General features: G+C 67.7%; 23 protein-coding genes. 14 read left to right on the top strand and 9 right to left on the bottom strand.

Features of this window, described 5'->3' with window-relative positions; all coding sequences use genetic code 11:
- Positions 1–4 precede the first annotated feature (4 nt).
- Together ACEN9K_RS16560 and ACEN9K_RS16555 are read right to left on the bottom strand one after the other, a co-directional pair.
- Positions 5–832 carry a DUF1206 domain-containing protein gene (locus ACEN9K_RS16560; RefSeq protein ID WP_495634673.1) on the bottom strand — a complete coding sequence of 276 codons (828 nt, stop codon included), beginning with the start codon at positions 830–832 and terminating at the stop codon, positions 5–7.
- Between the two features lie 3 nt (positions 833–835).
- Positions 836–1,126: a hypothetical protein gene (locus tag ACEN9K_RS16555; RefSeq protein ID WP_026265726.1), complete on the bottom strand. Its 291-nt coding sequence runs from the start codon at positions 1,124–1,126 to the stop codon at positions 836–838.
- 160 nt (positions 1,127–1,286) lie between these two features.
- Between ACEN9K_RS16555 and ACEN9K_RS16550 the strand changes: the two genes are divergently transcribed.
- Positions 1,287–1,826, top strand: a complete 540-nt coding sequence (locus ACEN9K_RS16550) for a hypothetical protein (protein WP_056393014.1) — start codon at positions 1,287–1,289, stop codon at positions 1,824–1,826.
- A gap of 89 nt (positions 1,827–1,915) precedes the next feature.
- On the opposite strand, the gene ACEN9K_RS16545 is transcribed toward ACEN9K_RS16550, so the two are convergent.
- The 3 genes from ACEN9K_RS16545 to ACEN9K_RS16535 all read right to left on the bottom strand — a co-directional run bounded on the left by ACEN9K_RS16545 (position 1,916) and on the right by ACEN9K_RS16535 (position 5,231).
- Positions 1,916–3,175, bottom strand: a complete 1,260-nt coding sequence (locus ACEN9K_RS16545; protein ID WP_495634672.1) for an AI-2E family transporter — start codon at positions 3,173–3,175, stop codon at positions 1,916–1,918.
- 147 nt (positions 3,176–3,322) lie between these two features.
- The gene (locus ACEN9K_RS16540; protein ID WP_495634671.1) at positions 3,323–4,003 is read right to left on the bottom strand and encodes a FadR/GntR family transcriptional regulator; all 681 of its coding nucleotides are present in this window, start codon (positions 4,001–4,003) and stop codon (positions 3,323–3,325) included.
- A 4-nt stretch (positions 4,004–4,007) separates the two neighbouring features.
- On the bottom strand, positions 4,008–5,231 hold the full coding sequence (locus ACEN9K_RS16535; RefSeq protein WP_495634670.1) for an MFS transporter: 1,224 nt from the start codon (positions 5,229–5,231) through the stop codon (positions 4,008–4,010).
- Positions 5,232–5,444: 213 nt separating this feature from the next.
- On the opposite strand from ACEN9K_RS16535, the gene ACEN9K_RS16530 reads away from it, so the two are divergent.
- Positions 5,445–7,040: a CYTH and CHAD domain-containing protein gene (locus ACEN9K_RS16530; RefSeq protein ID WP_495634669.1), complete on the top strand. Its 1,596-nt coding sequence runs from the start codon at positions 5,445–5,447 to the stop codon at positions 7,038–7,040.
- 43 nt (positions 7,041–7,083) lie between these two features.
- Here the strand turns inward: ACEN9K_RS16530 and ACEN9K_RS16525 are convergent, their stop codons facing one another.
- Positions 7,084–8,520 carry a PucR family transcriptional regulator gene (locus ACEN9K_RS16525; protein WP_018769021.1) on the bottom strand — a complete coding sequence of 479 codons (1,437 nt, stop codon included), beginning with the start codon at positions 8,518–8,520 and terminating at the stop codon, positions 7,084–7,086.
- A gap of 168 nt (positions 8,521–8,688) precedes the next feature.
- Between ACEN9K_RS16525 and ACEN9K_RS16520 the strand changes: the two genes are divergently transcribed.
- Positions 8,689–10,119 carry an aminobutyraldehyde dehydrogenase gene (locus ACEN9K_RS16520; protein WP_056393178.1) on the top strand — a complete coding sequence of 477 codons (1,431 nt, stop codon included), beginning with the start codon at positions 8,689–8,691 and terminating at the stop codon, positions 10,117–10,119.
- A 37-nt stretch (positions 10,120–10,156) separates the two neighbouring features.
- Positions 10,157–11,527: a 4-aminobutyrate--2-oxoglutarate transaminase gene (gabT, locus tag ACEN9K_RS16515; RefSeq protein WP_018769023.1), complete on the top strand. Its 1,371-nt coding sequence runs from the start codon at positions 10,157–10,159 to the stop codon at positions 11,525–11,527.
- A 78-nt stretch (positions 11,528–11,605) separates the two neighbouring features.
- On the opposite strand, the gene rarD is transcribed toward gabT, so the two are convergent.
- Positions 11,606–12,610: an EamA family transporter RarD gene (gene rarD / locus ACEN9K_RS16510; protein ID WP_018769024.1), complete on the bottom strand. Its 1,005-nt coding sequence runs from the start codon at positions 12,608–12,610 to the stop codon at positions 11,606–11,608.
- A gap of 119 nt (positions 12,611–12,729) precedes the next feature.
- Here rarD and ACEN9K_RS16505 point away from each other — a divergent pair, with 119 nt between their 5' ends.
- The 10 genes from ACEN9K_RS16505 to ACEN9K_RS16460 all read left to right on the top strand — a co-directional run bounded on the left by ACEN9K_RS16505 (position 12,730) and on the right by ACEN9K_RS16460 (position 23,771).
- Positions 12,730–13,725, top strand: a complete 996-nt coding sequence (locus ACEN9K_RS16505) for a DNA topoisomerase IB (protein ID WP_495635716.1) — start codon at positions 12,730–12,732, stop codon at positions 13,723–13,725.
- A 75-nt stretch (positions 13,726–13,800) separates the two neighbouring features.
- On the top strand, positions 13,801–15,228 hold the full coding sequence (locus tag ACEN9K_RS16500; RefSeq protein WP_495635715.1) for an FAD-dependent oxidoreductase: 1,428 nt from the start codon (positions 13,801–13,803) through the stop codon (positions 15,226–15,228).
- A gap of 43 nt (positions 15,229–15,271) precedes the next feature.
- Positions 15,272–15,502 (top strand): DUF4304 domain-containing protein, encoded by a 231-nt coding sequence (locus tag ACEN9K_RS16495; RefSeq protein WP_495634668.1) that lies wholly within the window; start codon positions 15,272–15,274, stop codon positions 15,500–15,502.
- Between the two features lie 138 nt (positions 15,503–15,640).
- Positions 15,641–16,246, top strand: coding sequence for a TetR/AcrR family transcriptional regulator (locus ACEN9K_RS16490; protein WP_495634667.1), 606 nt, complete (start codon positions 15,641–15,643; stop codon positions 16,244–16,246).
- Entirely contained in the window at positions 16,246–17,517 is a 1,272-nt protein-coding gene (locus ACEN9K_RS16485; RefSeq protein ID WP_495634666.1) for a glycosyltransferase, read from the top strand. The genes ACEN9K_RS16490 and ACEN9K_RS16485 overlap by 1 nt, the downstream gene beginning before the upstream one ends.
- A gap of 33 nt (positions 17,518–17,550) precedes the next feature.
- Positions 17,551–18,912, top strand: coding sequence for a helix-turn-helix domain-containing protein (locus tag ACEN9K_RS16480; RefSeq protein ID WP_056393038.1), 1,362 nt, complete (start codon positions 17,551–17,553; stop codon positions 18,910–18,912).
- A 124-nt stretch (positions 18,913–19,036) separates the two neighbouring features.
- A complete protein-coding gene (gene exaC, locus ACEN9K_RS16475; protein ID WP_018769031.1) occupies positions 19,037–20,560 on the top strand; it encodes an acetaldehyde dehydrogenase ExaC in 1,524 nt (507 codons plus the stop codon).
- 42 nt (positions 20,561–20,602) lie between these two features.
- Positions 20,603–21,625, top strand: coding sequence for an alcohol dehydrogenase AdhP (gene adhP / locus ACEN9K_RS16470; protein ID WP_208324225.1), 1,023 nt, complete (start codon positions 20,603–20,605; stop codon positions 21,623–21,625).
- Positions 21,625–22,032 carry a DUF779 domain-containing protein gene (locus ACEN9K_RS16465; protein ID WP_026265729.1) on the top strand — a complete coding sequence of 136 codons (408 nt, stop codon included), beginning with the start codon at positions 21,625–21,627 and terminating at the stop codon, positions 22,030–22,032. The genes adhP and ACEN9K_RS16465 overlap by 1 nt, the downstream gene beginning before the upstream one ends.
- A gap of 176 nt (positions 22,033–22,208) precedes the next feature.
- Positions 22,209–23,771: an amino acid permease gene (locus ACEN9K_RS16460; RefSeq protein WP_495634665.1), complete on the top strand. Its 1,563-nt coding sequence runs from the start codon at positions 22,209–22,211 to the stop codon at positions 23,769–23,771.
- Positions 23,772–23,847: 76 nt separating this feature from the next.
- Here ACEN9K_RS16460 and ACEN9K_RS16455 read toward each other — a convergent pair whose 3' ends face one another.
- Together ACEN9K_RS16455 and ACEN9K_RS16450 are read right to left on the bottom strand one after the other, a co-directional pair.
- Positions 23,848–24,483 (bottom strand): DUF2461 domain-containing protein, encoded by a 636-nt coding sequence (locus ACEN9K_RS16455; RefSeq protein WP_495634664.1) that lies wholly within the window; start codon positions 24,481–24,483, stop codon positions 23,848–23,850.
- A 137-nt stretch (positions 24,484–24,620) separates the two neighbouring features.
- Entirely contained in the window at positions 24,621–26,117 is a 1,497-nt protein-coding gene (locus ACEN9K_RS16450) for a catalase (RefSeq protein ID WP_134163929.1), read from the bottom strand.
- Between the last annotated feature and the right edge of the window lie 5 nt (positions 26,118–26,122).

Raw genomic sequence — 26,122 nt, 5'->3', positions numbered from 1 at the left:
CGGACTACATGCGCCCGAACCGGGCCCGGATCAGCGCGAAGATTCCGTAAGCGATGAAGCCGGCGCCAATGGCCACCAGGAGGGTGGGCCCGAACGGGTGGTGCTGCAGTGCCTTGAGGCTGCCGTCCAGGCCGGTGGATTCCTCGGGCCGGTGCTTGGCCGCGGCGATCACGAACAACAGGCCCGTGAGGTCCAGCGCTATCCCTTTGGCCACATGGCCGGTGACGCCCAGGCTGTCGATAAGCCTGCCGCGCCGGGTGCCGTCGAAGTGGAACAGCTCCTCCTTGAAGCCGCGACGGATTCCCTTGACGATGAAGTAGATGCCGATGCCCAGGATGGTCAGCCCCAGCGCCACCAGGACCCACGGCCCCAGGGGGTTGGCCATCAGGCTGGCACTGAAGTCCCGGGTGTTGTCTCCCGAGTCGCTGCGCTGGCCCAAGGCGAAGCCGGCGAACGTAAGGCCCACAGTGCCGTATGCGATGGCCAGGAATCCCGAGGAGACCAGCTTGGCCAGCCGTTCCTTGCGGGCCAGGCTCCGTGCGCGCAACGTCGCTTCGCTGGCCTGCCACAGGGCAAGGCCCAGGCAGGCCGCCACGCACCCCCACATGACCACGGGTCCCCACGGGTTGTCCGCGAGCTGGGCGATGGCGCCGGTGGGTTCGGCATCGCCCGGATGGCCGAGGGCGATGGCAACGGCGATGGCCCCAACGATGATGTGCAGCACCGCCATGACGGCAAATCCGGTGCGGGCCAGGACGTCCAGGGCCTTGTGGTTGGACGCCTCCTCGACAGCGTCTGCTGCCTGGCTGAGGGTGGAATCGCCGTCGGACATGGTTCAGCCGTTCATGGGCCCTTCGGCCCTCAGCTTCTCCGCGCCCGGTCCCTCCACGTGCACGGTGCAGCGGACCACCAGCTGGCCCGGGGCGTTGTCCAGTTCCACCAGGGAATCGTCCGCGCTGAGGACGGTGAACACCTCGGACCCGGTGACCGCCTCCACGCCCTTGGCTTTGGCGGTTTCCCGCGCATTCCTGAGCGCCTCGCGCTGCAGGCCGTCCACGTAGCCGCCGTCACTTTCACGGGCGGGGTCCCCGAAGGCCCAGCCGAACAATGTTCCTGTTTTTCCCATGGCGACGATATTACGCGGTTGCCCCCGCCCGGGACGGGGTTTCGTAATATTAGTAAGTGTGCTTACCATGGGCGCACCATACCTCGATGGAACAGGCAAGCGAAGTCCGCTGCACAGCGGCAAAACCCGGAACCAGTTCACAACGTTAGGAACGCACATCATGGCAGGAAACCTCATTGCCCGTTCAGTTCACGACCTGACCGCGGCAGCATGGTTTGGCGGATCACTCATGGGCGCCATCGGACTCAACGGAGCGGCGGCCCAGGCCAAGGACCCCGCCGAGCGCACCCGGCTTTCCAGTGCCGGCTGGATGAAGTGGGCGCCGTTCCAGACGGCGGCTTTCGCCTCCCACCTGGTGGCGGACCTCGCCATCGCCTGGGAGAACAAGGGCCGCATCGCCAAGCAGGAGGGCGTGGCCCGCGACACCGTCATCAAGACGGCGGTCACCGTGGTGGGCGCCGCGGTGACCCTGTACTCGGGCATCCTGGGCAAGAAGGTGGAAAAGCTTGCCGGTGAAGGCGCCGAAGGCGCAACGGAGCCGCACGGCGCGGCCTCGGACGAATTGAGGACGGCCCAGCAGCAGCTCAAGCTCCTGCAGTGGGCCATCCCCGGCTTCGCAGCCCTGGTGATCATCCTCGGCGCCAAGCACGGCGAGATGCAGCGGCCCAAGAACGTCTTTGCAGGCCTCCGCGGCGAGTAGGGCGGACACGCAGTAAGAAGCTGACGACGGCGGCCCGGCACGTAAGTGCCGGGCCGCCGCCGTGTCCGGGGTGCTTGGGCCCGGGCCCGCTAGACCGGTTGCGTATTGGCCGGGGGCAGGTCCGGGTTCATGTCCTTCAGGTCCGGGTCCTCGGCTGTCCACACTTGGATGATGGCCCAGGCCACCGCCGCCAGCGGCACGGACAGGACCGCGCCCACGATCCCGGCCAGGATGGTGCCGGCAGTCAATGCCATGAGGATCACCAGGGCATGGAGTTGAAGTGACTTGCCCATGACGACCGGCTGCAGGAGGTCGCCCTCCAGCTGGTTGACCGCGACGACGACGGCCACCACAATGAGGGCCACTACCGGCCCGTTGGCAACAAGCGCCACGAGGGCGGCCAGGATGCCTGCGACCGTTGCCCCCACCAGCGGGATGAAGGCGGTAATGAAGACGATGATGGCCAGCGGAATGGCCAGCGGTACCTGCATGATCAGCAGCGCCGCACCGATGGCCACGGTATCCACCAGGGCCACGATCGCGGTGCCGCGGACGTAGCCGCCCAAGACCTCGAGCGTGCGGCGTCCGGACCGGCGCAGCTTGGCTTCACGCTGGCCGGAGAAGGGGCGGAGGAAGAAGTCCCAGATCTTGGCGCCGTCCTTGAGGAAGAAGAACAGGATGACCACCATGAGGCTGGCCCCGGCAATAAATTCGGTCACCACGGACAGCCCGGTGACCGCGCCGGAGCGGACCTGGCTGCTGGTGGCAAACTGCACCACCGCCTCCCGTGCCTGGTTGAGCTGTTCCTGCTCGATGGGGATGGGCCCCGTCAGCAGGAACTGCTCCAGCTCGTCGAGGCCGGAGGAGGCCTGCGCCGCCAGTTCGCCCCACTGGTTCCGGACGGAGAAATAGATGACGGTGGACACACCGGCCAGGATCACCAGCAGCGCCACGAACGCCATGCCGGTGGCCAGGCCGCCCGGTATCCCGCGGCGGCGGAGCATGTTCACGAACGGGCCGATCGCTGCTGCCAGGATCAGGGCGATCAGGGCAGGGATCACCAGGAGCTTGATCTGCATCAGCGCGAAGACGGAGACGGCGACCACCAGCACAACCAGCAGAACCTGGGCTGCGCGGGTGCCTGCCCTGCCCAGGCCGTCAGACCAGAGCGCGCCCGGCGGCCTGGAGCCCGGTGCTTTCCCGATGGTGCCTGCGCGCTGACCCTGGCGGGCTGCACCGCCCGGCAGCCCGGCATCGGCATGTGCCCCATCGGCAGCCGCTGCATCCTGCGCCTGCCGGAGGGGCTCGTTGCCCAGCTCTTGATCACTAAGGCGTGTTGATCGCGCCATGGGTACTCCTCATCGTCCGGAGGGTGCCCTGCGCCACGGGATGCGGCGCAGGGCAGAACAACCTTCGTCAGATGGTAAGCCTACTGATGGTTTGGGGGGTGCGGAAACCCCGGAGCGGGCCCTTCCCCGCAGGGTGTGCCGCCGGGACTACTCGGCCAGCCACTCCTCGCAGGAGTTCAGGTTCCGGTTCACCGTGGCGACGGCAGCGTCCTCATCGCGCCGCTCGATCGCAGCGAGCAGCGTCTCGTGGCCGTCCCGCGGAAGCCCGTTGAAGCCGGACCGGCCCTGCTGCTTGAGGAGATCCCGGTGGAACGCGGTTCCGAAGCTGGCGTAGAGCTCGTGCAGCAGCGGGTTCCCGGACGCCCGCGCGATGCCTTCGTGGAAGTGCCAGTCGGCGTCCGCCCAGGCTTCGACGTCCCCGTTGTTCCAGGCCCGGTCCCGGCTGGCGAGCAGGGCACGCAGGGCCGTGACGTCGTCGTCCGTGGCATTGCGGGCGGCCAGCCGGGCCGCCTGGGTGTCCAGACCCAGCCGCACCTCAAGGATGTGCTGCTCAGTGTGGTCCTGATACATCCGCTGCGCGGCGCCGGACATCTCGCTTGTGGCGCGCACATAGGTGCCGTCCCCGCGCCGGACCTCCAGCATGCCGCCGTGGGCAAGGGCCTTCACCGCTTCACGGAGGGTCCCGCGGGAGACGCCGAGCCGGGCCATGAGTTCCGGTTCGGGCGGGATGCGCTGGTTCAGGGCCCACTCGCCGGAGTGGACCATCCCGCGCAGCTTGGCCGTGACTTCGGCGGCGAGCGGCGGCCGGACTGACGGGCTCAGGGACATGGCGTTACTTCCTTCCATCCGCAGCCCGGACCGGAGCTGCCCCTGCGGGCTTTCCGGTCATGGCGCGGCCGGTAATCAGGTGGGATACCACAATCTGTACCAGGGCCAGTGCCAGCAGCAGCACCAGCGGCAGGATCCAGCCGCCCGTGGCGCTGTGCAGCAGGCCCATGCCGAACGGGCCCACCGTGGCCAGCAGGTAACCCGACGACTGGGCCAGCGTGGACAGTGCAGTGGTTTCGGCGGTGCTGGTGCCGCTGCGGCTGATCATGACCATCACCAGCGGGAAGATGCCCAGGCCAAAGCCCAGCAGGACGGCGGGCACGGCCGCCAGCCCCACGGGGAGGACCAGGAGCGCCAGGATTCCCACGGCCATGGTGATGCTCACCAGGTAGAACGCCGGGCGCAGCATCCGCGGGCGGGAGCCGATGGCGATCAGCACCATGCCCGCCGGAACGGAGACCAGCTGCATGAGCCCGAACATCAGTCCGCTGTCCGAGGCGCTCAGGCCCATGGTGGTGAGCATGTAGGGAAACCAGCTGAGCAGGGCGTACGCGAGCAGGGCCTGAAGGGCGAAGATCGCGGTGAGGAGTTGACCTTTGCGGGTCCGCAACAGCGGCCAGGGGGACACGCGCAGGCCCGTGGCCGGGGCGGCGTTGCGGTGCGCGTGCAGTGCCACGGGCAGGAACCCCAGGAAGGCGGCCACGGCAGCGATGCCGACGGCGCCCACCGCGGCGGACGGGGATCCGAGGGCTTGGGCCAGGGGTACGACCAGGACGGAGGTCAGGGTGCCGCCGGTGGTCATGGTCACGGTGTAGACGGCGGTCATGAGCGAGGTGCGGGAGGCGAAGTGCTCGCGGATGAAGGACGGCATGGCCACGTTGCAGATGGCCAGTCCGGACATGCCCACCACGCTGCCGGCCACGAGCATGCCGGTGGCGGGGATGCCGCGCAGCAACAGGCCGCCGGCCAGCAGGGCGAGCGACAGCAGGATGGCTTTCTCCACACCCGCCTTGCCGCTGAGCCAGGACGTCGCGGCGCCGGCCACCGCGAAGCAGAGTGTGGGAATCGACGGAATGATGGCCGCCACCAACGCCCCGTAGCCCAGTACCGACTGGAGGTCGTGCAGCAGGGCTGACGCCCCGGTGATGCCCGCGCGGAGGTTCAGCCCGATCAGCACCAACGCAATGACACCGAACACGACGGCGGAGCGTGGCTTGGCAGGCGCCATGCCGGGTGCCGGCGCGGCGGGGGCTGCGGCGGGCGCCTGGATGCTTGCGGGCGGGGAGGCGGGGGAGTGGCGGACATACCCTCCACCCTAAAGGTTAGACGTTTGATGTTTGCGCTTTTGTGGCCAACCTCTCCCGGTCCGGCGCCGCTGCAATAGACTGCCAACGGACTGTCGGAGGGCCTGGCGCGGACCAGGTGGTGCGGAAGGACGGCTGTGGAGGCTTCCCGGGGACTCGAGATCGAGAAAAAATACGACGTCGACACTGGCGCCGCAGTGCCTGCATTGGAGCAGGCGGCAGGGGTGGCCCGCACGGGCAAGCCGCATACCGATCTCCTTGAAGCGGTCTACTTCGACACGCCAAAGCATTCCCTCGCCGCCCGGCGCATCACCCTCCGCCGGCGCACGGGCGGGAAGGACGCCGGGTGGCACCTGAAGCTGCCACCCCAGGCCGCCGCCGCAGCCGGGGAAGGCCCGCAGCAACGCACGGAACTGCACGCACCCCTGGGCCGCCCGGACGTGGTCCCGGACGCCCTGCTCACCCACCTGCATGCCTACCTCAGGGGTGCCGTCCCGGTGCCGGTGGTCCGACTGCACACGCGGCGCACCACCTACCCCCTGTACGGTGACGACGGCGTGCACCTCGCCGACCTCGCCGACGACCAGGTCACCGCCGAACGGCTGCAGGATGGGGCCGCAGCCACCCGGCAGCAGTGGCGCGAGTGGGAACTGGAACTGGTCCACGGCGACCCAGGCCTCTTTGGCCCGGTGGAGGAACTGCTTGCCGCTGCCGGCGCCCGCCCCGCAGGCCACGCCTCCAAGCTGGCCCGCGCACTGGGGCCGGGCAAGGCGGCCGGAACGCGGTCCCCCGGCGGCGGGGACGCCGCCGGCCCCGCCGGCGACGAAGGCAGCCCGGCGCTGCTGGCCGGAAAGCGCGCCCCCGCAGCCGCCGTCGTCACCGTGTACGTGGGGGCGCAGATTGAGCAGATCCTTGCCACCGACGCCGCTGTCCGGGGCGAGGAGCCGGAAGCGGTCCATGCCATGCGCTCGGCAACGCGCCGGATCCGCTCGGTCCTGGGCGCCTACGGGAGGCTGTACCGGGCGTCGCCGGTGCGCAAGCTGCGGAGCGAGCTGAAGTGGCTGGGCCAGCTGCTGGGCCGGCCGCGCGACGCTGAAGTCCTGCGGGAGCAGCTCCGCGGAGAGCTGGCCGGGCTGCCGCCCGGGGACGGTGTTGCGGGAGCAACGGCAGGGCTGGAACAGCGCACGGCCGCCGATTACGACGACGCGTACCGGCTCCTGCGCGAAGCCCTGGGAACGGAGCGCTACTTCCGGCTCCTGGACAAGCTCGAGGACTTCCGGGACAACCCACCGGTGCGGGCCGAAGCGGTGACGCCCGGCCGGCGGACGGCGGCAAAGGCGGTGGACAAGGCCGCCAAACGGCTGCGCCGCTCACGCAAGGCTGCCAAGGGGGCACGGCGCGGCAGGGAACAGGAACTTGCCCTCCACCGTGTCCGCAAGGACGCCAAGCGGCTGCGCCACGTGGCCGAATCAGCCGCGCTGGTGCATGGCAAGCGTGCGGGCAAGGTGGCAAAGGCCGCCCGCCGGCAGCAAAAGATCCTGGGCAGGTTCCAGGACGCCGCAGTGGCCCGTGACCTGCTTGCCGGTGTCGCCGCCGACAACACCGACGCGGCCGCCGCAGGCATCTATGCCCACCTGCTCAGCCGGCAGGAAGAACGGATGCTGGCAGCCCGGGCCGGCTTCCGGAAGGCCTGGAAGAAATCCCGCGACCTGTTGGGGCACGGCGTCATCTGACCCGGCAGCAGGGCGCTGCCGGCCCCCTTTTCCGCCTCCCTGCCTACCGGCCCTGGCGGGCCGACAACCGGGCCACGGCCAGGGCGAGCCACAGCTGCACCCGGTCGGCGGTGACGGCGGGGTCGTACCCCGTCAGTTCGGTGATCTGGGCCAGCCGGTAACGGACGGTGTTGCGGTGCAGCGTGAGCTCCTCCGCCACCGCGGCCACCGAGCCGTTGTTGTTCAGGTAGCTCTCCAGCGTGGCCATCAGCTCAGAGCCGTGTGCGGCATCGAAGGACCGCAGGGGGTTCAGTGATTCGTGGGCCATATCCGCCAGCGGCACATCCTCGCTGGCCAGCAGCAGCGACGTCAGGCTGAGCCGCTCGGGTTCGTTGACGGGCAGGCCGTGGCTGGCGGCGTCCCGGGCCTCGAAGTAGCTCCAGCGCAGGCCGTTCGGCTTGGTGTACGCCCCGCCGATGCCGATCGTGGCGTGGATCCCGGCTTCGGCGAGGTGGTCGCTGAGCTTCCGTGCCAGCGCCGGCGCCGTCCCGCCGTCGTCATTGACCACCAGTACCAGGTCCTTGCCCACGACGGCGGCAACGGCCTTTTCCAGTTCCAGCGGCACCGAGGTGCTCCCCAGGGCCTTGCCATGGGCGGCCGAAACAGCGAGCAGCACCACGTTCTTGCGGGTGCTGTTCACGCCCACGCCGGCCAGGCGGCGCTGCGCCTCGCTGGTCTCCAGCGCACCGTGGATCACGTCCTCCAGCACCTGGCCGCAGAGGGCACGCTGGGCCTGCCGCTGCTTGACCATGTTGTTCAGCTCCACGCTGATCAGGTTCTGCGCGTAGCCAATGATCCCTGTGTCCTCGAACGGCTGGCGCACCCACAGCGTGCACGCATCGCGCCGCCCGGTAGGGACGGGATAGCTGGACCAGGTCTCCGCCGACGGGCTGGCGGTGCTGCTGTTGTACAGCTGCGCCGTGAACTGCGTGAGCGCAATGTCGGTACGCAGCATGCCCCCCAGGTTCTTCAACAGCTCGGAAAGTCCGCCGCCGGTTAGCAGCGCCCGCGCCAGCACCTGGTGCCCTGCGATCAGCCGTTCCAGCTTGGCGTAGTGGTCCGCCGACTGCGCGTCCGCCACCAGCTTGGTGATGGCAATGAAGGGAGTCTCGTACGGCACCTCCACCACGGGCAGGCCCCAGCGGTTGGCCTCCGCCAGGAGGGCCGGCGGCACCGCCTCATGCGAAAGGCCCACGCCGAAACCGATGCCCACCGCGCCGGCGCGCTGCACCTGGCGGACAAAACGGCGCTGCTCAGGGGCGGAACGCAGCCGCAGGCCGGTGGTGAGGACCAGCTCGCCGCCGTTGAGGAACCGCTGGGGATCCTCCAGCTCCGTGACGGCAACCCAGTTGATGTCCTGGTTCCAGGTAGTCTCCGCCACGCCCGCCTTGGACAGCTTCAGGGAGGACACGCCCACCAGGGCAGCAAGGGAAATGGCCATGAAGCAAGGATAAACGTGAGCTGGGCAACCGCACTAAACCTCTTTGGCAAGGGTGTGCAGGTGGCTATTCACCCCGCTTGGGCGCTGGCATAGGCTCAAGGCAGTTCCATCCATCCGTCGTGGTCTCCGCCCGGCCGCCGATGGCCCTTACGAAAGAGGTTGCACACCGTGGTCCAAACCTTGCAGAACTTCATCAACGGGAAGTTCGTCACCCCCGCCGGCACCACCCTGCTGGACGTGGTCAACCCCACCAACGGCGACGTGGTGGCGCAGGCCCCCGTTTCCGTGCAGGCGGACGTCGATGCCGCCATGGCGGCTGCCAAGGACGCCTTCAGGACCTGGAAGCATGTCACCCCGGGCCAGCGCCAGCTGATGCTGCTCAAGCTCGCCGACGCCATTGAGGCCAACAGCGACGAGCTCGTCGAAGCCCAGCACCGCAACACCGGCCAGGTCCGCTCCCTGATCGCCTCCGAGGAAGTGGCTGCCGGCGCCGACCAGCTCCGCTTCTTCGCCGGCGCCGCCCGCATCATGGAAGGCAAGTCCGCGGGCGAGTACTTCGAGGGCCACACCTCCTACGTCCGCCGCGAACCCATCGGCGTAGTGGCCCAGGTGGCGCCCTGGAACTACCCGTTCCTGATGGCCATCTGGAAGATCGGCCCCGCGCTCGCGGCCGGCAACACCGTGGTCCTGAAACCGTCGGACACCACCCCCGAATCAACCCTGGTCCTGGCACGCCTGGCCGGCGGCATCTTCCCGGCCGGCGTGCTGAACGTGGTGCTCGGCACCGGCGAAACAGGCGCCATGATGGTGGAGCACAAGGTCCCCGGCCTGGTGTCCATCACCGGTTCCGTGCGCGCCGGCATCGCCGTTGCCTCCGGTGCCGCAAAGGGCCTGAAGCGTGCGCACCTGGAGCTCGGCGGCAAGGCCCCGGCCATCGTGTTCAAGGACGCCGACATCAAGAAGAGCGCCGCGGCCATCGCCGAGTTCGCCTTCTTCAACGCCGGCCAGGACTGCACCGCCATCACCCGCGTGCTGGTGGAGGAGTCCGTGCACGACGACGTCGTGGCCGCCATGGTGGAGCACACCAGGACCCTGCACACCGGCTCGCAGAACGACGAAGACAACTACTTCGGCCCCCTGAACAACGTGAACCACTTCAACGCCGTCACGTCGGTGGTGGAGAACCTGCCGGCCAACTGCCGGATCGAAACCGGCGGCCACCGCGCGGGGGAGAAGGGCTACTTCTTCGAACCCACCATCATCACCGGAGCAAAGCAGACCGACGACGTGGTGCAGAAGGAAACCTTCGGCCCGGTCATCACGGTGCAGAAGTTCAGCACCGAAGAAGAGGCAGTGGCCATGGCCAATGACGTGGACTACGCCCTGGCCTCCAGTGTCTGGACCACCAACCACGGCACCGCCATGCGGCTGAGCCGCGACCTGGACTTCGGCGCCGTCTGGATCAACACCCACATCCTGCTCACCGCCGAAATGCCGCACGGCGGCTTCAAGCAGTCCGGCTACGGCAAGGACCTCTCCATGTACGGCGTGGAGGACTACACGCGCATCAAGCACGTGATGTCCGCCCTCGACGCGTAAAACCACCCACCGCCAGGCTTCAAAGAAAGGCCTTCCCATGACCACCACCGCATCAGACATCACCTACCGCCTGGAGCAGAAGCGCAACGTCCAGGCCGACTTCCCGGGCCCCAAGTCCGTGGCACTGACCGAACGCCGCAAGTCCGTGGTGGCTGCCGGCGTCGCCTCCAGCGTCCCGGTCTACGTTGCAGACGCCGACGGCGGCATCATCCACGACGTCGACGGCAACTCCTTCATCGACCTCGGCTCGGGCATCGCCGTGACCAGCGTGGGAGCGTCCGATCCCGCCGTCGTCGGCGCCGTCAAGGAAGCGGTGGAGCACTTCACCCACACCTGCTTCATGGTCACCCCGTACGAAGGCTACGTGGCGGTCGCCGAGCAGCTGAACCGCCTCACCCCGGGCGACCACGAAAAGCGCACCGTCCTCTTCAACTCCGGCGCGGAAGCAGTGGAAAACGCCGTCAAGGTGGCCCGCCTGGCAACCGGCCGGGACGCCGTCGTCGCCTTTGACCACGCCTACCACGGCCGCACCAACCTGACCATGGCGCTGACCGCCAAGGCCATGCCGTACAAGACCAACTTCGGACCGTTCGCTCCCGAGGTCTACCGCATGCCCATGAGCTACCCGTACCGCGAGGAAAACCCCTCCATCACCGGTGCCGAGGCCGCCAAGCGTGCCATCACCATGATCGAGAAGCAGATCGGCGGCGACCAGGTGGCCGCGATCATCATCGAGCCCATCCAGGGCGAGGGCGGCTTCATCGTTCCCGCTGAGGGGTTCCTGCCCGCGCTGGCCGCCTGGGCCAAGGAAAAGGGCATCGTCTTCATCGCGGACGAGGTCCAGTCCGGCTTCTGCCGCACGGGCGAATGGTTCGCAGTGAACCACGAGGGCGTCGTCCCGGACATCATCACCATGGCCAAGGGCATCGCCGGCGGCATGCCGCTGTCCGCCATCACCGGCCGCGCCGACCTGCTGGACGCCGTCCACCCCGGCGGCCTGGGCGGCACCTACGGCGGCAACCCGGTGGCCTGCGCCGCGGCGCTGGCCTCCATCGGCTCCATGGAGGAGTACGACCTGAACGGCCGTGCCCGCCACATCGAGGAACTCGCGCTGGGCCGGCTCCGCGGCCTGCAGACTGAACTGGCCGGCTCCGGCACCGCCGTGATCGGCGACGTCCGCGGCCGCGGCGCCATGCTCGCCGTCGAACTTGTCCAGGCAGGGTCCAAGGAGCCGAACCCGGAACTGACCAAGGCTGTTGCCGCCGCCTGCCTCAAGGAAGGCGTCATCATCCTCACCTGCGGCACCTACGGCAACGTCATCCGCCTGCTGCCGCCGCTGGTCATCACCGACGAACTGCTGAACGACGGCCTGGATGTCCTCGCCGCCGCCATCAAGGCCAACGCCTAACCGGAACGACTCCCTCCGGCAACGCAAAGAAGGTGGGCTCCCGGTTGGGAGCCCACCTTCCTTGTCATCGGACGCTTTCTAGGCGGCCTGGCGGAGCGCTGCCCGGCGGGCCACCGAGTTCCTGCGCGCCGTCCGCAGCATGTCCAGGGTCAGCAGGAGCAGTGCCAGCCACACCACCCCGAACCCCATCCAGCGCTCCACGGTCATGGCCTCCCGGAACACCAGCAGCGCTACCAGGAACTGCAGCACGGGGGCAAAGTACTGCAGCAGCCCGATGGTGGTCATGGGCAGCCGCCGCGCGGAGGCGCCGAAGAAGAGCAGCGGAACGGCGGTGATCACGCCGGACGCCAGCAGCAGCCAGAAGTGCCCGGGCCCCTGGGAAGTCAGCGTGGAGCTGCCGTTCGCGGCCAGGACCACCATCGCCACGGCGGCCAGCGGCGCCAGCACCATGGTCTCCACGCTGAGGCTGGTGATGGCGTCCACCCTCGACCCCACCCGGTTCTTGACGAAGCCATACAGGCCGAAGCTGAACGCCAGCGTCAGCGCAATCCACGGCAACTTCCCGTAGGAGTAGGTGAGGACGCCCACGGCCACGAAGCCCACGCCCACCGCGGCCCACTGGAGCGGACGCAGCTTTTCCTTCAGGACGAGCACGCCGAGGAGCACCGAGACCAGCGGGTTGATGAAGTAGCCCAGTGACGTTTCCACCGCCTGCCCGGTGGTCACGCCGTAGGTATAGGTCAGCCAGTTGATGGCGATCAGGAAAGCAGCCAGCGCCAGGGAACCAAACACGCGGCGGTCCTTCAGCGCCGCAGCCAGCACACCCCACGCCCGGGTGACCGTGATCAGGAGGGCGCAGAACAGGAGCGACCACACCACGCGGTTGGCCACGATCTCGACGGCGCCGGCCGGCATCAGGATGAAGAAGTACAGCGGGAGCAGCCCCCACAAAACGTACGCGCCGATGCCGAACAGCATTCCCGCCGTCGAATCCCCGGCGACTGCCTTGGGACCCGCGGGCACCGCATCACCTGCCGTGGAGCGTGACGTGGGGGAGGTGGCTACGGGGGTTCCTTCTGGCATGGGCACGCTTTCCATAACAGCAGCCCGCGGGCAGGTATTCCGGGAGGCAGGCGGGAAAACCGGAAAATAGTCAGTAGGCTTTCTTTCATGACATGTGCCCGTACCCCGCAGCCGGCCCCATGAGGCTCCGGCGCAGCAACGCCTCGGGCCGCGGCTACCGCAGGGTACCGGCAGGCAAAGGCTTCAGTTACCGGGACCTGGACGGCTCCACCCTGCCGCCCGGTCCCGTCCGTGACCGGCTGGAGAGCATCGGCATCCCGCCCGCGTGGACGGACGTCTGGATTGCCCCGTTTGAGAACGGCCACATCCAGGCCACCGGGGTGGACGCGGTGGGCCGTCGCCAGTACATCTACCACCCGGAGTGGCGTGAGCGTAAGGATCGGGTGAAGTTCGACCGGTCCCTCCAGCTGGCCGAATCGCTGCCCGCGGCACGCCGCATGGTCACCATGGACCTGCGCAGCGATGGCTTCACCCGCGAGCGGGTCCTGGCGGCCGCGTTCCGGATGCTGGACAGCGGATCCCTGCGCGTGGGGTCCGAACGCTACACCAATGAAAACGGCAGCCGGGGCCTGGCTACCCTGCTGTGCGCCCACGTCCAGGTCCGCAAGGACCGCATCCTGCTGCGCTTCCCGGGCAAGAGCGGCAAGGACTGGGAATCGGAGATCCGCGACCCGGACCTCGCCGTCGTGCTGCGCCTCCTCAAGCGCCGCGGGCCCAACGCCCGGCTCCTGGCCTACAAGGAGGGCAGGACCTGGCGTCCGGTCACCAGCGCGGACATCAACGCCTACGTGAAGGAGCGGACCGGATCGGACTTCACCGCCAAGGATTTCCGCACCCTTCGCGGGACGGTGGCCGCGGCGGCAAGCCTTGCCCGGACCGGCCCCCAGCGCACGGCGGCCAAACGGAAACGGGCCATCAGCCGGGCCATGCACGAGGCCGCGGAGACGCTGGGCAACACACCCTCCATCGCCCGGGAGAGCTACGTGGACCCCCGCGTCCTGGACCACTTCCATGACGGCGAAACCATCGATCCAAAGCGCCTGGACTCGGCGGAGGCCGAACTCCGGGCACTCCTGTACCGCGAAGGCAAGGTGGTGGCCCTGGCCGCCAACTAGAATGGGGGACTGTGCGCTGCATGACGCGGCGCAGTCTCATGAAACGTGAGCAGGACCAGTTCAGAAGGGCTCCCGGTGTCCAACAAGAGCGAAACCGCCAACCGTCCCCTCCGCGTCGCCATCGTCGGCGCAGGACCGGCAGGAGTCTATGCTGCGGACATCCTCACCAAGTCCAGCGGGGTGAAGGACGGCGACTTCCAGGTCAGCATCGACCTCTTCGAGGCCTACCCCGCGCCCTACGGACTGATCCGTTACGGCGTGGCCCCGGACCACCCCCGCATCAAGGGCATCGTGAACGCCCTGCACAAGGTCCTGGACCGCGGGGACATCCGGTTCCTGGGCAACGTGACCTACGGCCGGGACCTTACCCTGCACGATTTCCGGGCCTTCTATGATGCCGTGATCTTTTCCACGGGCGCCGTGAAGGACGCGGACCTGGACATTCCCGGCATCAACCTCCAGGGCTCGTTCGGCGGCGCCGACTTCGTGTCCTGGTACGACGGGCACCCCGATGTTCCCCGGGAATGGCCGCTCGAGGCCAGGGAAATCGCCGTCATCGGCAACGGCAACGTGGCCCTGGATGTGGCCCGCATGCTGGTCAAGCACCCCGAGGAGCTGCTGAGCACCGAGATTCCGGACAACGTCTACCAGGGCCTGAAGTCCTCGCCCGTCACGGACGTCCACGTTTTCGGCCGCCGCGGACCGGCCCAGGTGAAATTCACCCCGCTGGAACTGCGCGAGCTCAGCCATATGGACGACGTGGACATCGTCCTGTATCCGGAGGACTTTGAATTCGACGAGGCCTCGGATGAGGCCATCCGCAGCAACAACCAGGTCAAGACCATGGTGAACACGCTCACCAATTGGCTGGTTGAGGAGCACGCGGAGTCGGAGAGCCCCTCCTCCCGCAGGCTGCACCTGCACTTCCTGCACAGCCCCGTGGAAGTGCTCGACGACGGCACGGGCAGGGTGGGCGGCATCAAGTTTGAGCGCATGCAGCTGGACGGGACCGGCAACGCCAAGGGCACCGGGGAGTACGTCGAATACCCCGTCCAGGCTGTCTACCGGGCCATCGGCTATCACGGCTCCGCCTTGGACGAACTCGAGTACGACGCCAAGCGCGGCGTCATCCCCAATGAGGGCGGACGCGTCCTGGATGCCGACGGGAGCCCCGTCCCGGGCATCTACACCACGGGCTGGATCAAGCGCGGACCCGTCGGGCTCATCGGCCACACCAAGGGCGATGCGCTGGAGACCATCGGCTTCCTGCTGGAGGACCGGCCGAACCTCCCCGCTGCACAAAACCCGGATCCCCAGGCCATCATCGACTTGCTCGAGGAACGCGGTATCGAATACACCACCTGGGAAGGGTGGAACAAGCTCGACGCCCATGAGGCTGGACTCGGGGCCGCTTGGACCGGACCCGAAGGCCTGGACCACGTGGTGCGCGAACGGATCAAAGTGGTGCCGCGCGAGGACATGATCCGCATCTCCCGCGGCTGACTCCGGCCGCACTCCACCAGCAGGTGGTTACTTAGGGAGGGCCATGAGCAGGAACGTCATTCAAACCACTTTTGACGGCTTCATGAAGGGTGCGGGATTCTCGAAGCACATCGGATCCTGGTACCGCGACACCGATGACGTTTTCACTGTGGCCGAATTGCAGAGATCGCAGTCTGGACTGCAGTACTACGTGAACATTGCACTGTGGCTGCGCCCTCTGGGAGAGGCGAAGACCCCCAAAGAGCAGGCCTGCCACGTTCGCAGCCGCCTCTAACTGCTTGTTGGAAGCGCGGACGGGCAGCTGGAGGCGCTGGCCGGGAAGGGGCCATCTGATGGGTCGGGCGGGCCCTGGTTGTAAACCTGGCCCTGTGACCTCTGGCCGCAGAGCCGTGTTCAAGTTAGTCTGATTAACATGAATATGGCGGGAACCCGTGCCTACGACTCCCGGAAGCGTGCGGCCTCTGCCGCCGCAACCGGGCGCCGGATCCTGCAGGCAACGCTGGACCTCTTCATGGAGGGGCCGCTCGCCGGCGTGACGCTGAACGCCGTTGCTGAACGGGCCGGGGTGACCGTCCAGACCGTCATCCGCCGCTTCGGCGACCGCCCGGGCCTGATCCACGCCACGGCGGAATTCGCGTCAGCGGAGGTTGCCGGCCAGCGCGGTGCCGCTCCTCCCGGCGACGTACCCGCCGCCGTCGACAATCTCCTGGAACACTACGAAACCACCGGCGCCCTGGCCCTGAAGATGCTGGCCGAGGAGGAAACGTCCCCTGTCCTCGCAGAGATCACCGAAGGCGGCCGGCAGCTCCACCGGCAGTGGTGCGAACGCGTCTTCGCGCCCTTCCTCGCAGATGACTTCCTGCCGGACGGGGTAGAGCGGAAGCGCCGCCTTGCCCAGTTCGTCGCCCTCTGCGACGTCTACACCTGGAAGCTGCTGCGCCTCGATGCCGGGCTCAGCCGCGACCACGTGGCCCACTGCCTGCTCGAAATGCTGGAACCCTTCATCCGGAGGCCCTGATGTCCACCGTCCTTGCCTACACCTCTCCCGCCATCGGCCACCTTTTCCCCATGGTCCCGCTGCTCCAGGAGCTGAAGGCCCGCGGCCATGATGTCCACGTCCGTACCCTGCGCCGGCAGGTCCCGCTGCTCATGGAGGCGGGGTTCCAGGCCGGACCGGTGGATGACCGGATACTTGCGGTCGAGGCCACTGACTACCGCGCCAACAACGCGAAGGCGGCCCTGGCTTCCAGCGTGGAGACCTTCACGGCCCGCGCCCGGTTCGACGCCCCGGACCTGCAGCAGGCCATTGATGACGTTCGCCCGGACCTGCTGCTCATCGACATCAACGCCTGGGGAGCCCGCATCCAGGCCGAATCCTCGGGGCTGCCGTGGGCCACCTTCAGCCCCTACACCCCGCCGCTCCAGTCGAGGGGAACGCCGCCGTTCGGACCCGGGCTTGCCCCCATGTCCGGCCCGCTGGGGAGGGCCCGTGATGCACTGGCCCGCCGCCTGGTGACCGGCGCCGTGGAAAAGCTGATGCTGCCGCACATCAACGCGCTGCGGGCTGAGCTGTCCGCCGGCCAACTGCCACCCGTCAGCGGCGCGGACGAGATGTTCCGCACCGCGCCGCTGATGCTTGTGGCCACGTCGCAGCCGTTCGAGTATCCCCATCCGGACTGGGGGCCGGACGTGCGGATGATCGGCGCGCTCGGCTGGGAACCGCCCGCGGAGCCTCCCTCCTGGCTCGGGGATGGCCAGGACCCCGTGGTCCTGGTGACCACATCCTCCGAATACCAGGCCGACGAAGCCCTGGTACGGGCGGCGCTGGCCGGCCTGGCCGCTGAACCCTTCACCGTGGTGGCCACCCTGCCGGCAGCGGACACCGGGTCCGCCGGGGCGCACCGGGCATCCGGCGCCGAAGCCTTTGCGTCCGTCCCGGCCAATGCCCGGCTGGAACACTTCGTGCCGCACGGTCCCGTCCTTGACCGCGCCGCCGTCGCCATCACGCACGGCGGCATGGGGGCGACGCAGAAGGCGCTCGCCAAAGGGGTGCCCGTGGTGGTGGTTCCGTTCGGCAGGGACCAGCACGAGGTGGCGGCGAGGGTGGTGGCCGCCGACGCCGGGGTGCGGCTGAGCCGGAAGCACCTCACCCCGGAAAGGCTCCGCGCCGCCGTCCACCAGGCCCGGACCAAGGCGCCGGGGGCGCGGCGGGTTGCGGAGGGCTACGCTGCCGCGGGTGGAGCAGTGGCAGGGGTGGATGCGCTGGAGGAACTGGTACGGCTAGACTAGCCGCGCCAGAAGCCTGCACTTTCCGGGAGTTCGATGACGAACCTGCTCCAGCCTGAACCGCGCCAGCGCGCCGCGCTGGCAGGTCACGAGCGCCTGGACGGTGCCATTCCAGAGATGCCGGGCCTGGGCGATGCCACGCCCGAAATCCCCGGCCTGCGCAAACTCATCAGGGAATCGTGGCTACGGTCCGCCGGCTTCAAAGCCAATCCTGACAATGCGGCCGCGCCGCTTGCCTTCGACTGGGACGAGCTGGAGGACTACCGCCGGCAGCACCCCCTTGCAGCGATCATGCCGGTCATCAACAAACTCCTGGTCCAGCCCAGCCATGACAGCGGCCTCCTGGTGGCCGTAGGCGATGAGGTGGGCAGGCTCCTGTGGGTGGACGGCGACCCCACGCTCCAGCGCCGCGCCGAAGGCATGATGTTCGTCCCCGGTGCCGACTGGTCCGAGGCCAGTGTTGGCACCAGTGCCCCGGGAACGGCCCTGGCCCTGGGCAAGGGGATCCAGATCGCCGGCGCCGAGCACTACCAGCGGGCCGTCCATCCCTGGAGCTGCACCGCCGTCCCCTTCCACGACCCCGATTCAGGCGCCGTGCTGGGCGTCGTGGACATCACCGGGACAGCCACCGCGGTGGCGCCGCATACGCTGTCGCTGGTGGAAGCCACCGTGGCGGCCGCGCAGGCGCAGCTGCGGGTGGAGCGCCTGCAGCGCGCGGCGGAGCTGGCCAGGAAGCCCGTACGACGGCGGTCCCCGGCGTCCGCCGGCAGGCAGGGCCAGGGTGCCAAGGAAGGCAGCCTCTACCGGAACAGCCTGCAGCTGCTGGGCCGCGACCAGGCGCTGCTCAGCCTGGGCGGCAGGACAGTTTCGCTGTCCGCCCGGCACAGCGAGATCCTGGCCCTGCTCAGCACCCACCCGGACGGGCTCACCGCGGAGGAACTCAGCTCCCTGCTGTATCCCGGGGACGGCCCGACCATGACGCTGCGCGCCGAGATGGTCCGCCTGCGCAAGGTCATCCAACAGCTTTCCCCGGACGCTGTTCCCGGCTCGCGCCCCTACCGGCTGCCTGTCGACCTGGTGCCGGACACCGGCCAGGTGCTTAGTTGCCTGCAGCGCGGTGCACACCGGATTGCCCTGGAGATTTACCGCGGCGGCGTGCTCCCGCGCTCCGAGGCGCCCGGCATCATCGAGCTGAGGAACAGGGTCTCGTCCCTGCTCCGGGAGGCCGTCCTCACGGATGGAAGTGCCGAGTCCCTGCTCAAGTACGCCGCGCTTCCCGAAGCAAGTGACGACGTCGGAATCCGCCGCGCCGCGCTCCGCCTCCTGCCGCCGCGCTCACCCAAGCGGGCCGCCGTCGTGGCCGACCTGGAGCGGCTGGAAGCCGAACTGCGCGCCTGACAACTCACCCCTGTGACACCGGCCACAGGCCTGCAACCTGGCTGCAACCTGCCAACTCCTACGCTGTCTCCAACGGCGAACGGCCCCTGGGGCCCGCCTTCTGCACAGCAAAGGAGCTAAGCACATGACCGTTTACGCACAGCCGGGAACCGACGGTTCGAAGGTCACCTTCAAGGACCGGTACGAAAACTGGATCGGCGGCGAATGGGTGGCCCCCGTGAAGGGGCAATACTTCGACAACATCACTCCGGTGACGGGCAAGGCGTTCTGCCAGGTGGCCCGCGGCACGGCCGAGGACATCGAACTGGCGCTGGACGCGGCGCACAAGGCGGCACCGTCCTGGGGCAAGACCTCAGCAGCGGAACGTGCCGCAATCCTGAACAGGATCGCCGACCGCATCGACGAAAACCTGGAAATGCTCGCCGTCGCCGAAACCTGGGACAACGGCAAGCCGGTCCGGGAAACCCTGAACGCGGACCTGCCGCTGGCGGCGGACCACTTCCGCTACTTCGCCTCAGCCGTCCGTGCCCAGGAAGGCAGCCTCTCCCAGCTGGACGAGAACACCACCGCATACCACTTCCACGAACCGCTCGGCGTGGTGGGCCAGATCATTCCCTGGAACTTCCCCATCCTCATGGCCGTCTGGAAGCTGGCACCCGCGCTCGCCGCCGGAAACACGGTGGTGCTCAAGCCCGCCGAACAGACGCCAAGCTCCATCCTGGTGCTGGTGGAACTCATCGGGGACCTGCTGCCCGCCGGCGTGCTGAACGTGGTCAACGGCTTCGGCGTGGAGGCCGGCAAGCCGCTGGCCTCCAGCTCCCGGATCCGGAAGATCGCGTTCACCGGCGAGACCACCACCGGCCGGCTGATCAGCCAGTACGCCAGCCAGAACCTCATCCCCGTCACCCTGGAACTGGGCGGCAAGAGCCCCAACATCTTCTTCAACGACGTTGCCCAGGAGAACGACGCGTTCTACGACAAGGCCCAGGAAGGTTTCGCGCTGTTCGCCTTCAACCAGGGCGAAGTCTGCACCTGCCCGTCCCGGGCGCTGGTCCAGGAGGACATCTACGACTCCTTCATGGCGGACGCCGTGGCCCGGGTGGAAAAGATGGTCCAGGGCAACCCGCTGGACACCGATACGCAGGTTGGTGCACAGGCCTCCAACGACCAGTTGGAGAAGATCCTGTCCTACATTGACATCGGAAAGCAGGAAGGCGCCAGGATCCTCACCGGCGGCGCCCGCGCCGAACTCCCGGGCGATTTGGCGGGTGGCTTCTACGTCCAGCCCACCGTGTTCGAGGGCCACAACCGGATGCGGATCTTCCAGGAGGAGATCTTCGGGCCCGTGGTGGCGGTGACCAAGTTCAGCGACTACAACGACGCCATGGGCATCGCCAACGACACCCTCTACGGGCTGGGCGCCGGTGTCTGGTCCCGCAACGGCAACGTGGCCTACCGCGCCGGCCGGGAAATCCAGGCCGGCCGTGTCTGGGTCAACAACTACCACGCCTACCCGGCGGGTGCCGCCTTCGGTGGCTACAAGTCCTCGGGCATCGGCCGTGAAAACCACGCCATGATGCTGGACCACTACCAGCAGACCAAGAACCTGCTGGTCAGCTACGACGAAAACAAGCTGGGCTTCTTCTAGGCCAGCACTACCCCCCGCTACAACGACGCAAGGATTTCGCCAATGACGACGACAATGCAAGCAGCAGTAGTAAACGAATTCGGTGCCGACCTGTCCGTCCAGGACGTCGCCATGCCGGTACCCGGGCCCGGCCAGGCACTGGTCAAAGTCTTGACCACCGGCGTATGCCACACCGACCTCCACGCAGCAGAAGGGGACTGGCCGGTCAAACCCGCCCCGCCGTTCGTTCCCGGCCACGAGGGCGTGGGGGAGGTGGTGGCACTGGGTGAAGGCGTCACCGACCTCCGCATCGGAGACGTGGTGGGCAACGCCTGGCTGTGGTCCGCCTGCGGCGACTGCCAGTACTGCCGCACCGGCTGGGAGACCCTCTGCGAGGCCCAGCAGAACGGCGGCTACACGGTGGACGGGTCCTTCGGGGAGTACATGCTCGTGGACTCACGCTTCGCGGCGCGCATACCGGCGGGATCCGACCCCGTCGAGGTGGCGCCGGTACTCTGTGCCGGCGTCACCGTCTACAAGGGCCTGAAGATGACCGAGACCCGGCCGGGGCAGTGGGTCACCATCTCCGGCATCGGAGGGCTGGGGCACATCGCCGTCCAGTACGCCGTCGCCATGGGCCTGCGGGTGGCCGCCGTGGACGTCGCCGACGACAAGTTGGCCCTGGCCAGGACCCACGGAGCGGAAGTGACCGTCAACGCGCTGCATGAAGATCCGGTAGAGGTGATCCAGCGTGAAACAGGAGGGTGCCATGGGGTGCTGGTTACGGCGGTGCATCCGTCAGCGTTCGGACAGGCCATTGGCATGGCCCGCAGGGGCGGCACCATCGTGTTCAATGGACTGCCTCCGGGGGACTTTCCGGCGCCGATCTTCGACATCGTGCTCAAGGGGCTGACGGTCCGCGGTTCCATCGTCGGAACCCGGCAGGACCTTGAGGAAGCGCTGGATTTCTACGCCAGGGGAAAGATCCGCCCCACAGTGTCCGTCCGGGAGCTCTCCGAGGTCAACGCCGTCTTCGATGAGATGAAGCACGCCAAGATCGACGGCCGCGTGGTGCTGAGGTTCTGATGCCGGACCACGGGATGGACGCCGCCGTGACGCTGCCCGGGGAAGACTTTTCCCGGGTGGCGCTCACGCCGGCGGCCGTGGACCTGCTGCGGATGCTCTGGGACCGGCACGGACCGCTCATGTTCCACCAGTCCGGAGGCTGCTGCGACGGGTCCTCACCCATGTGTTACCCGGCAGGGGACTTCATCACGGGGGACTCGGACGTCCTCCTGGGGCTGTTCGACCTGTCCGACGGCCTGCAGCCACTTCCGCTGGAGTTCTGGATGTCCCGGGAACAGTTCAATTACTGGAGCCACACCCACCTGACCGTGGACGTTGTACCGGGCCGGGGGAGCGGCTTTTCGGTGGAAGCGCCGGAGGGCAAACGCTTCCTGATCCGGTCAACGCTGATGGACTGGCCTGCCTAGCAAGTTCGATGCATTATGCCTCGGGGCTCTCTATTAGGAGGGCCCCGAGCGCGTTGGCGGAAGAATATTCGGCGCAGAGGCCGTCTCACTATTCGGGACGATTGGGGCCGTCCAGTGGATGGACACTATCGTTGATAGGTCTGTTTCCATCACAAACCAGGATTGTGACCCCCCTTATGAATCTTCTGCGGACAAAATCCATCGAGCAGTCGATTGCCGACGCCGATGAGCCAGGGCGCAAACTCAAGCGTTCCCTCAGCACCTGGGACCTCATGATCATGGGCGTCGCCGTTGCTGTGGGCGCCGGTATCTTCTCGGTGGGCGCCAAGGCCGCTGCGAACTTCGCGGGCCCCGCCGTCACCGTTTCCTTCGCCATCGCCGCCGTCACGTGCGCGCTGGCCATCATGTGCTACGCCGAGTTCGCCACCGCCATCCCCGTGGCAGGATCGGCCTACGTCTTCACCTACGCCACCATGGGCGAACTCCTTGCCTGGATCATCGGCTGGAACCTGATCCTCGAGCTGTTCACGGCCGCCGCCGTCATCGCCAAGTACTGGGGTATCTACCTCAGCAAGGTGTTTGCCCTCACGGGCCTCGACATCCCGCCGGCCCTCTCGCTGGGCGGCGTGGACCTCTACTGGGGCGCCTTCCTGATCGTGGCCATCTTCACCGTGCTGCTGGTGCTGGGCACCAAGCTGTCCGCCCGCGTGGGCAACATCTTCACCCTGATCAAGATCGGCGTGGTGCTGTTCGTGATCGTGGTGGGCTTCACCTACGTGAAGCTGGAGAACTACAGCCCGTTCGTTCCCGCCGCCCAGCCCACGGCAGGCACCGGCGCCGCGGACGTCCTGAAGCAGTCCTTCTTCGGCTTCCTGACCGGTGCCGCGCCCGCCCAATACGGCACCATGGGCATCTTCGCCGGGGCCGCACTGGTGTTCTTCGCCTTCATCGGATTCGACGTGGTGGCAACCTCCGCCGAGGAAGTCAAGAACCCGCAGAAGACGCTGCCCCGCGGCATCTTTGGCGGCCTGGCCCTGGTGACGCTGCTCTACATCCTCGTGTCCCTGGCCCTGACCGGCATGGTGTCCTACACCCAGCTGGCCGAGGCCAAGAGCCCCACCCTCACCACTGCCTTCGAGGCCGTGGGCGACACGTCCGCCGCCAAGGTCATCGCCTTCGGTTCCCTGGTGGGCCTGACCACCGTGATCATGGTGCTCCTCATGGGCCTGTCCCGCGTGGTGCTGGCCATGAGCCGCGACGGACTGCTGCCCCGGTCGCTGTCCAAGACCAGCGACAAGCGTTCCACCCCGGCGCGACTCCAGATCATCTGCGGCGCCGCGGTTGCCCTGGTGGCAGGCCTGACCAACGTGGACCTGCTCGAGGAAATGATCAACATCGGCACGCTGTCCGCGTTCGTGGTGGTCAGCCTGGGCATCCTGGTGCTCCGCAGGAAGCGCCCGGACCTGAAGCCCGCCTTCCGCGTCCCGTTCGGCAAGGTACTGCCGGTTGTCTCCGCGGTGCTGTGCCTGTACCTGATGACCAACCTCGCCGTGGAGACCTGGATCTTCTTTGCCGTCTGGCTGGTCATTGGCCTGGCGATCTACTTCGCGTACGGACAGCGGCACTCCCGGCTCAACGAGCGCTTCGCCGAGGCCAACACCAGCGTCAACGGGGCCGCGGGTTCCGCTGCAGCCCCCGCCGCCGAACGGGACGACGAGGATGAGCTGAGCCGCACCTGACGGCCCGCGACCACTCCTCCTGAACTGCCCGCCCGGCCTGTGCCGGGCGGGCAGCCGCAGTTCCGGCAGCCGCGTTTCAGGGCGCCGCGTACCGGCCCACCCATTCCACGAGCGGCCGGAGCTGCCGCCACCGTTCCGCGATCCGCTCCTTCGCGGCGGGTGTGGAGACCCACTCCGGCCGGCCCACCTCGACTCCGGCGGAGAGCGATTTGTGCTTGAGCAGTTCGGCGCGGGGATGGTCTTTGTCGAATCCCCGCGGGACGGTTTTCAGCGTCTCGCCCTCGATGGCAAAACCGGCGCCGGCCACGGCATCAACAATGTCATGCAGGGCGGCGCCGCTGGCGGAAGCGTCGGCGGCCGCGCGGAACCGTGCCAGCTGGGCGGGAGTGTGGGAGTGGTAGCCCCCACCGATCAACAGCCCGTCAGCATTGATTTGGAGATAGAAACCCACGCCTTCCTGGCGCGCAGCGAATGCTCCCTGGGCAGTTTTGTAGGGCGACTTGTCCAGTGAGAAGCGGACGTCGCGGTTGGGGCGGAAAAGCTTGGCCGGTCCGAACTCGGGTTCCAGCTCGGAGAGCAGGAGGGTGAGTGGTGCCTTGACTGATTCCTCGTACGTTGCCTTGTGTGCCAGCCACCAGTCGCGGTTGTTGTTGTCCTCCAGCTGTGCGTAGAAGCGGAAAGCTTCGATGGGGATGCCTGCGAAAGTGTTCATCTACGGAGCGTAGGGCTGCCGCCCGCAACCAGCCAGATCTACGCCGCCGTATGTGCAAAAGCGGCCCGACAGCAGAACACCCCGCCACGGAGGCCCGTGACGGGGTGTTCTTTCGGTTCAGCCGGCAGGAAGCCTGGTCAGCCGATCTTGTTGGCGGACTCTGCATCCGAGGCCGGAGCGGAGGGGGCATCCCCTGCGCCGAGGTTGGCGCGCAGCTTGGCGCCGAGTTCGGCATCAACGTTGGTCCAGTACTGGATGGCGCGTTCCTTGATGCCCGGGCTCTTGACGCCGCCCACGGCACCGGTGATGGTCTCCAGGAAGCGGGCCTTTGCTGCCTCGTCGTAGACCTCGCGGTACAGCGCGCCGGCCTGGACGAAGTCGCTGTCCTCGGCGTGGAGGGAGTGCGCGGCAAGGGTCAGCTCGCCGTCGTTCTCCCAGCCGCCGGCCGGGTTCTGCGGCTCAACGGCAGCCGGGCCGCCCACGGAGTTGGGTGCGTAGACAGGCACGGAGGGAGCGTTGAACAGGTAACGTCCGGCACCGTCCTGGCTGTAGTTGTTGACCTGGTTCTTGGGCTGGTTCACCGGGATCTGCGCGTGGTTGGTGCCCACGCGGTAGCGGTGTGCGTCCGCGTAGGAGAAGATGCGGGCCTGCAGCATCTTGTCCGGCGAGGCGGCGATGCCCGGCACGAAGTTCGACGGCGCGAAGGTGGCCTGCTCGATCTGCGCGAAGTAGTTCTCCGGGTTCCGGTTCAGCTCCATGGTGCCCACCTTGATCAGCGGGTAGTCGCCGTGCGGCCACACCTTGGTCAGGTCGAACGGGTTGAAGCGGTAGGTCTTGGCATCCTCGTACGGCATGACCTGCACGTGCAGGTCCCAGGACGGGAAGTTGCCCGCGGCGATGTTCTCGGACAGGTCGCGGATGTAGAAGTCCGCGTCAGAGCCGGCCAGCTGTTCGGCCTGCTCGGAACTCATGGAGTTCACGCCCTGGTTGGACTTGAAGTGGTACTTGACCCAGAAGCGCTCACCGGCTTCGTTGATCCACTGGTAGGTGTGCGAGCCGTAGCCCTGCATTTCGCGCCAGGAGGCCGGCAGGCCGCGGTCACCCATGAGCCAGGTGACCTGGTGGGCGGACTCGGGGGACAGGGTCCAGAAGTCCCACTGCATGTCGGCGTCGCGGAGGTGCGTGCCCGGCAGGCGCTTCTGGGAGTGGATGAAGTCCGGGAACTTGATGCCGTCGCGGATGAAGAAGACGGGGGTGTTGTTGCCCACGAGGTCGTAGTTGCCCTCGGTGGTGTAGAACTTCACGGCGAAACCGCGGGGGTCGCGCCAGGTGTCCGGGGAGCCGTTCTCGCCCGCGACGGAGGAGAAGCGGATCAGCATCTCGGTCTCGACGCCGGGCTGCAGGAACGCGGCCTTGGTGTACTTGGAGATGTCTTCGGTGGTCTTGAACGTGCCGAATGCGCCGCCGCCCTTGGCGTGCACTACGCGCTCCGGAACCCGCTCGCGGTTGAACTGCGCGAGCTTTTCAACGAGGTAGTGGTCGGTCAGGATGATGGCACCATCGGCACCAACTGACTTCGAGTGAGCGTCGGACGTAACCGGCGCGCCTGACTGGGTTGTGGAAACGGCAGTCATTGTTC

It is taken from the genome of Pseudarthrobacter sp. Pseusp20, assembly GCF_059492155.1.
The sequence above is the reverse complement of the archived record's forward strand: the minus strand, read 5'-3'. Positions and strand labels throughout refer to the sequence as shown.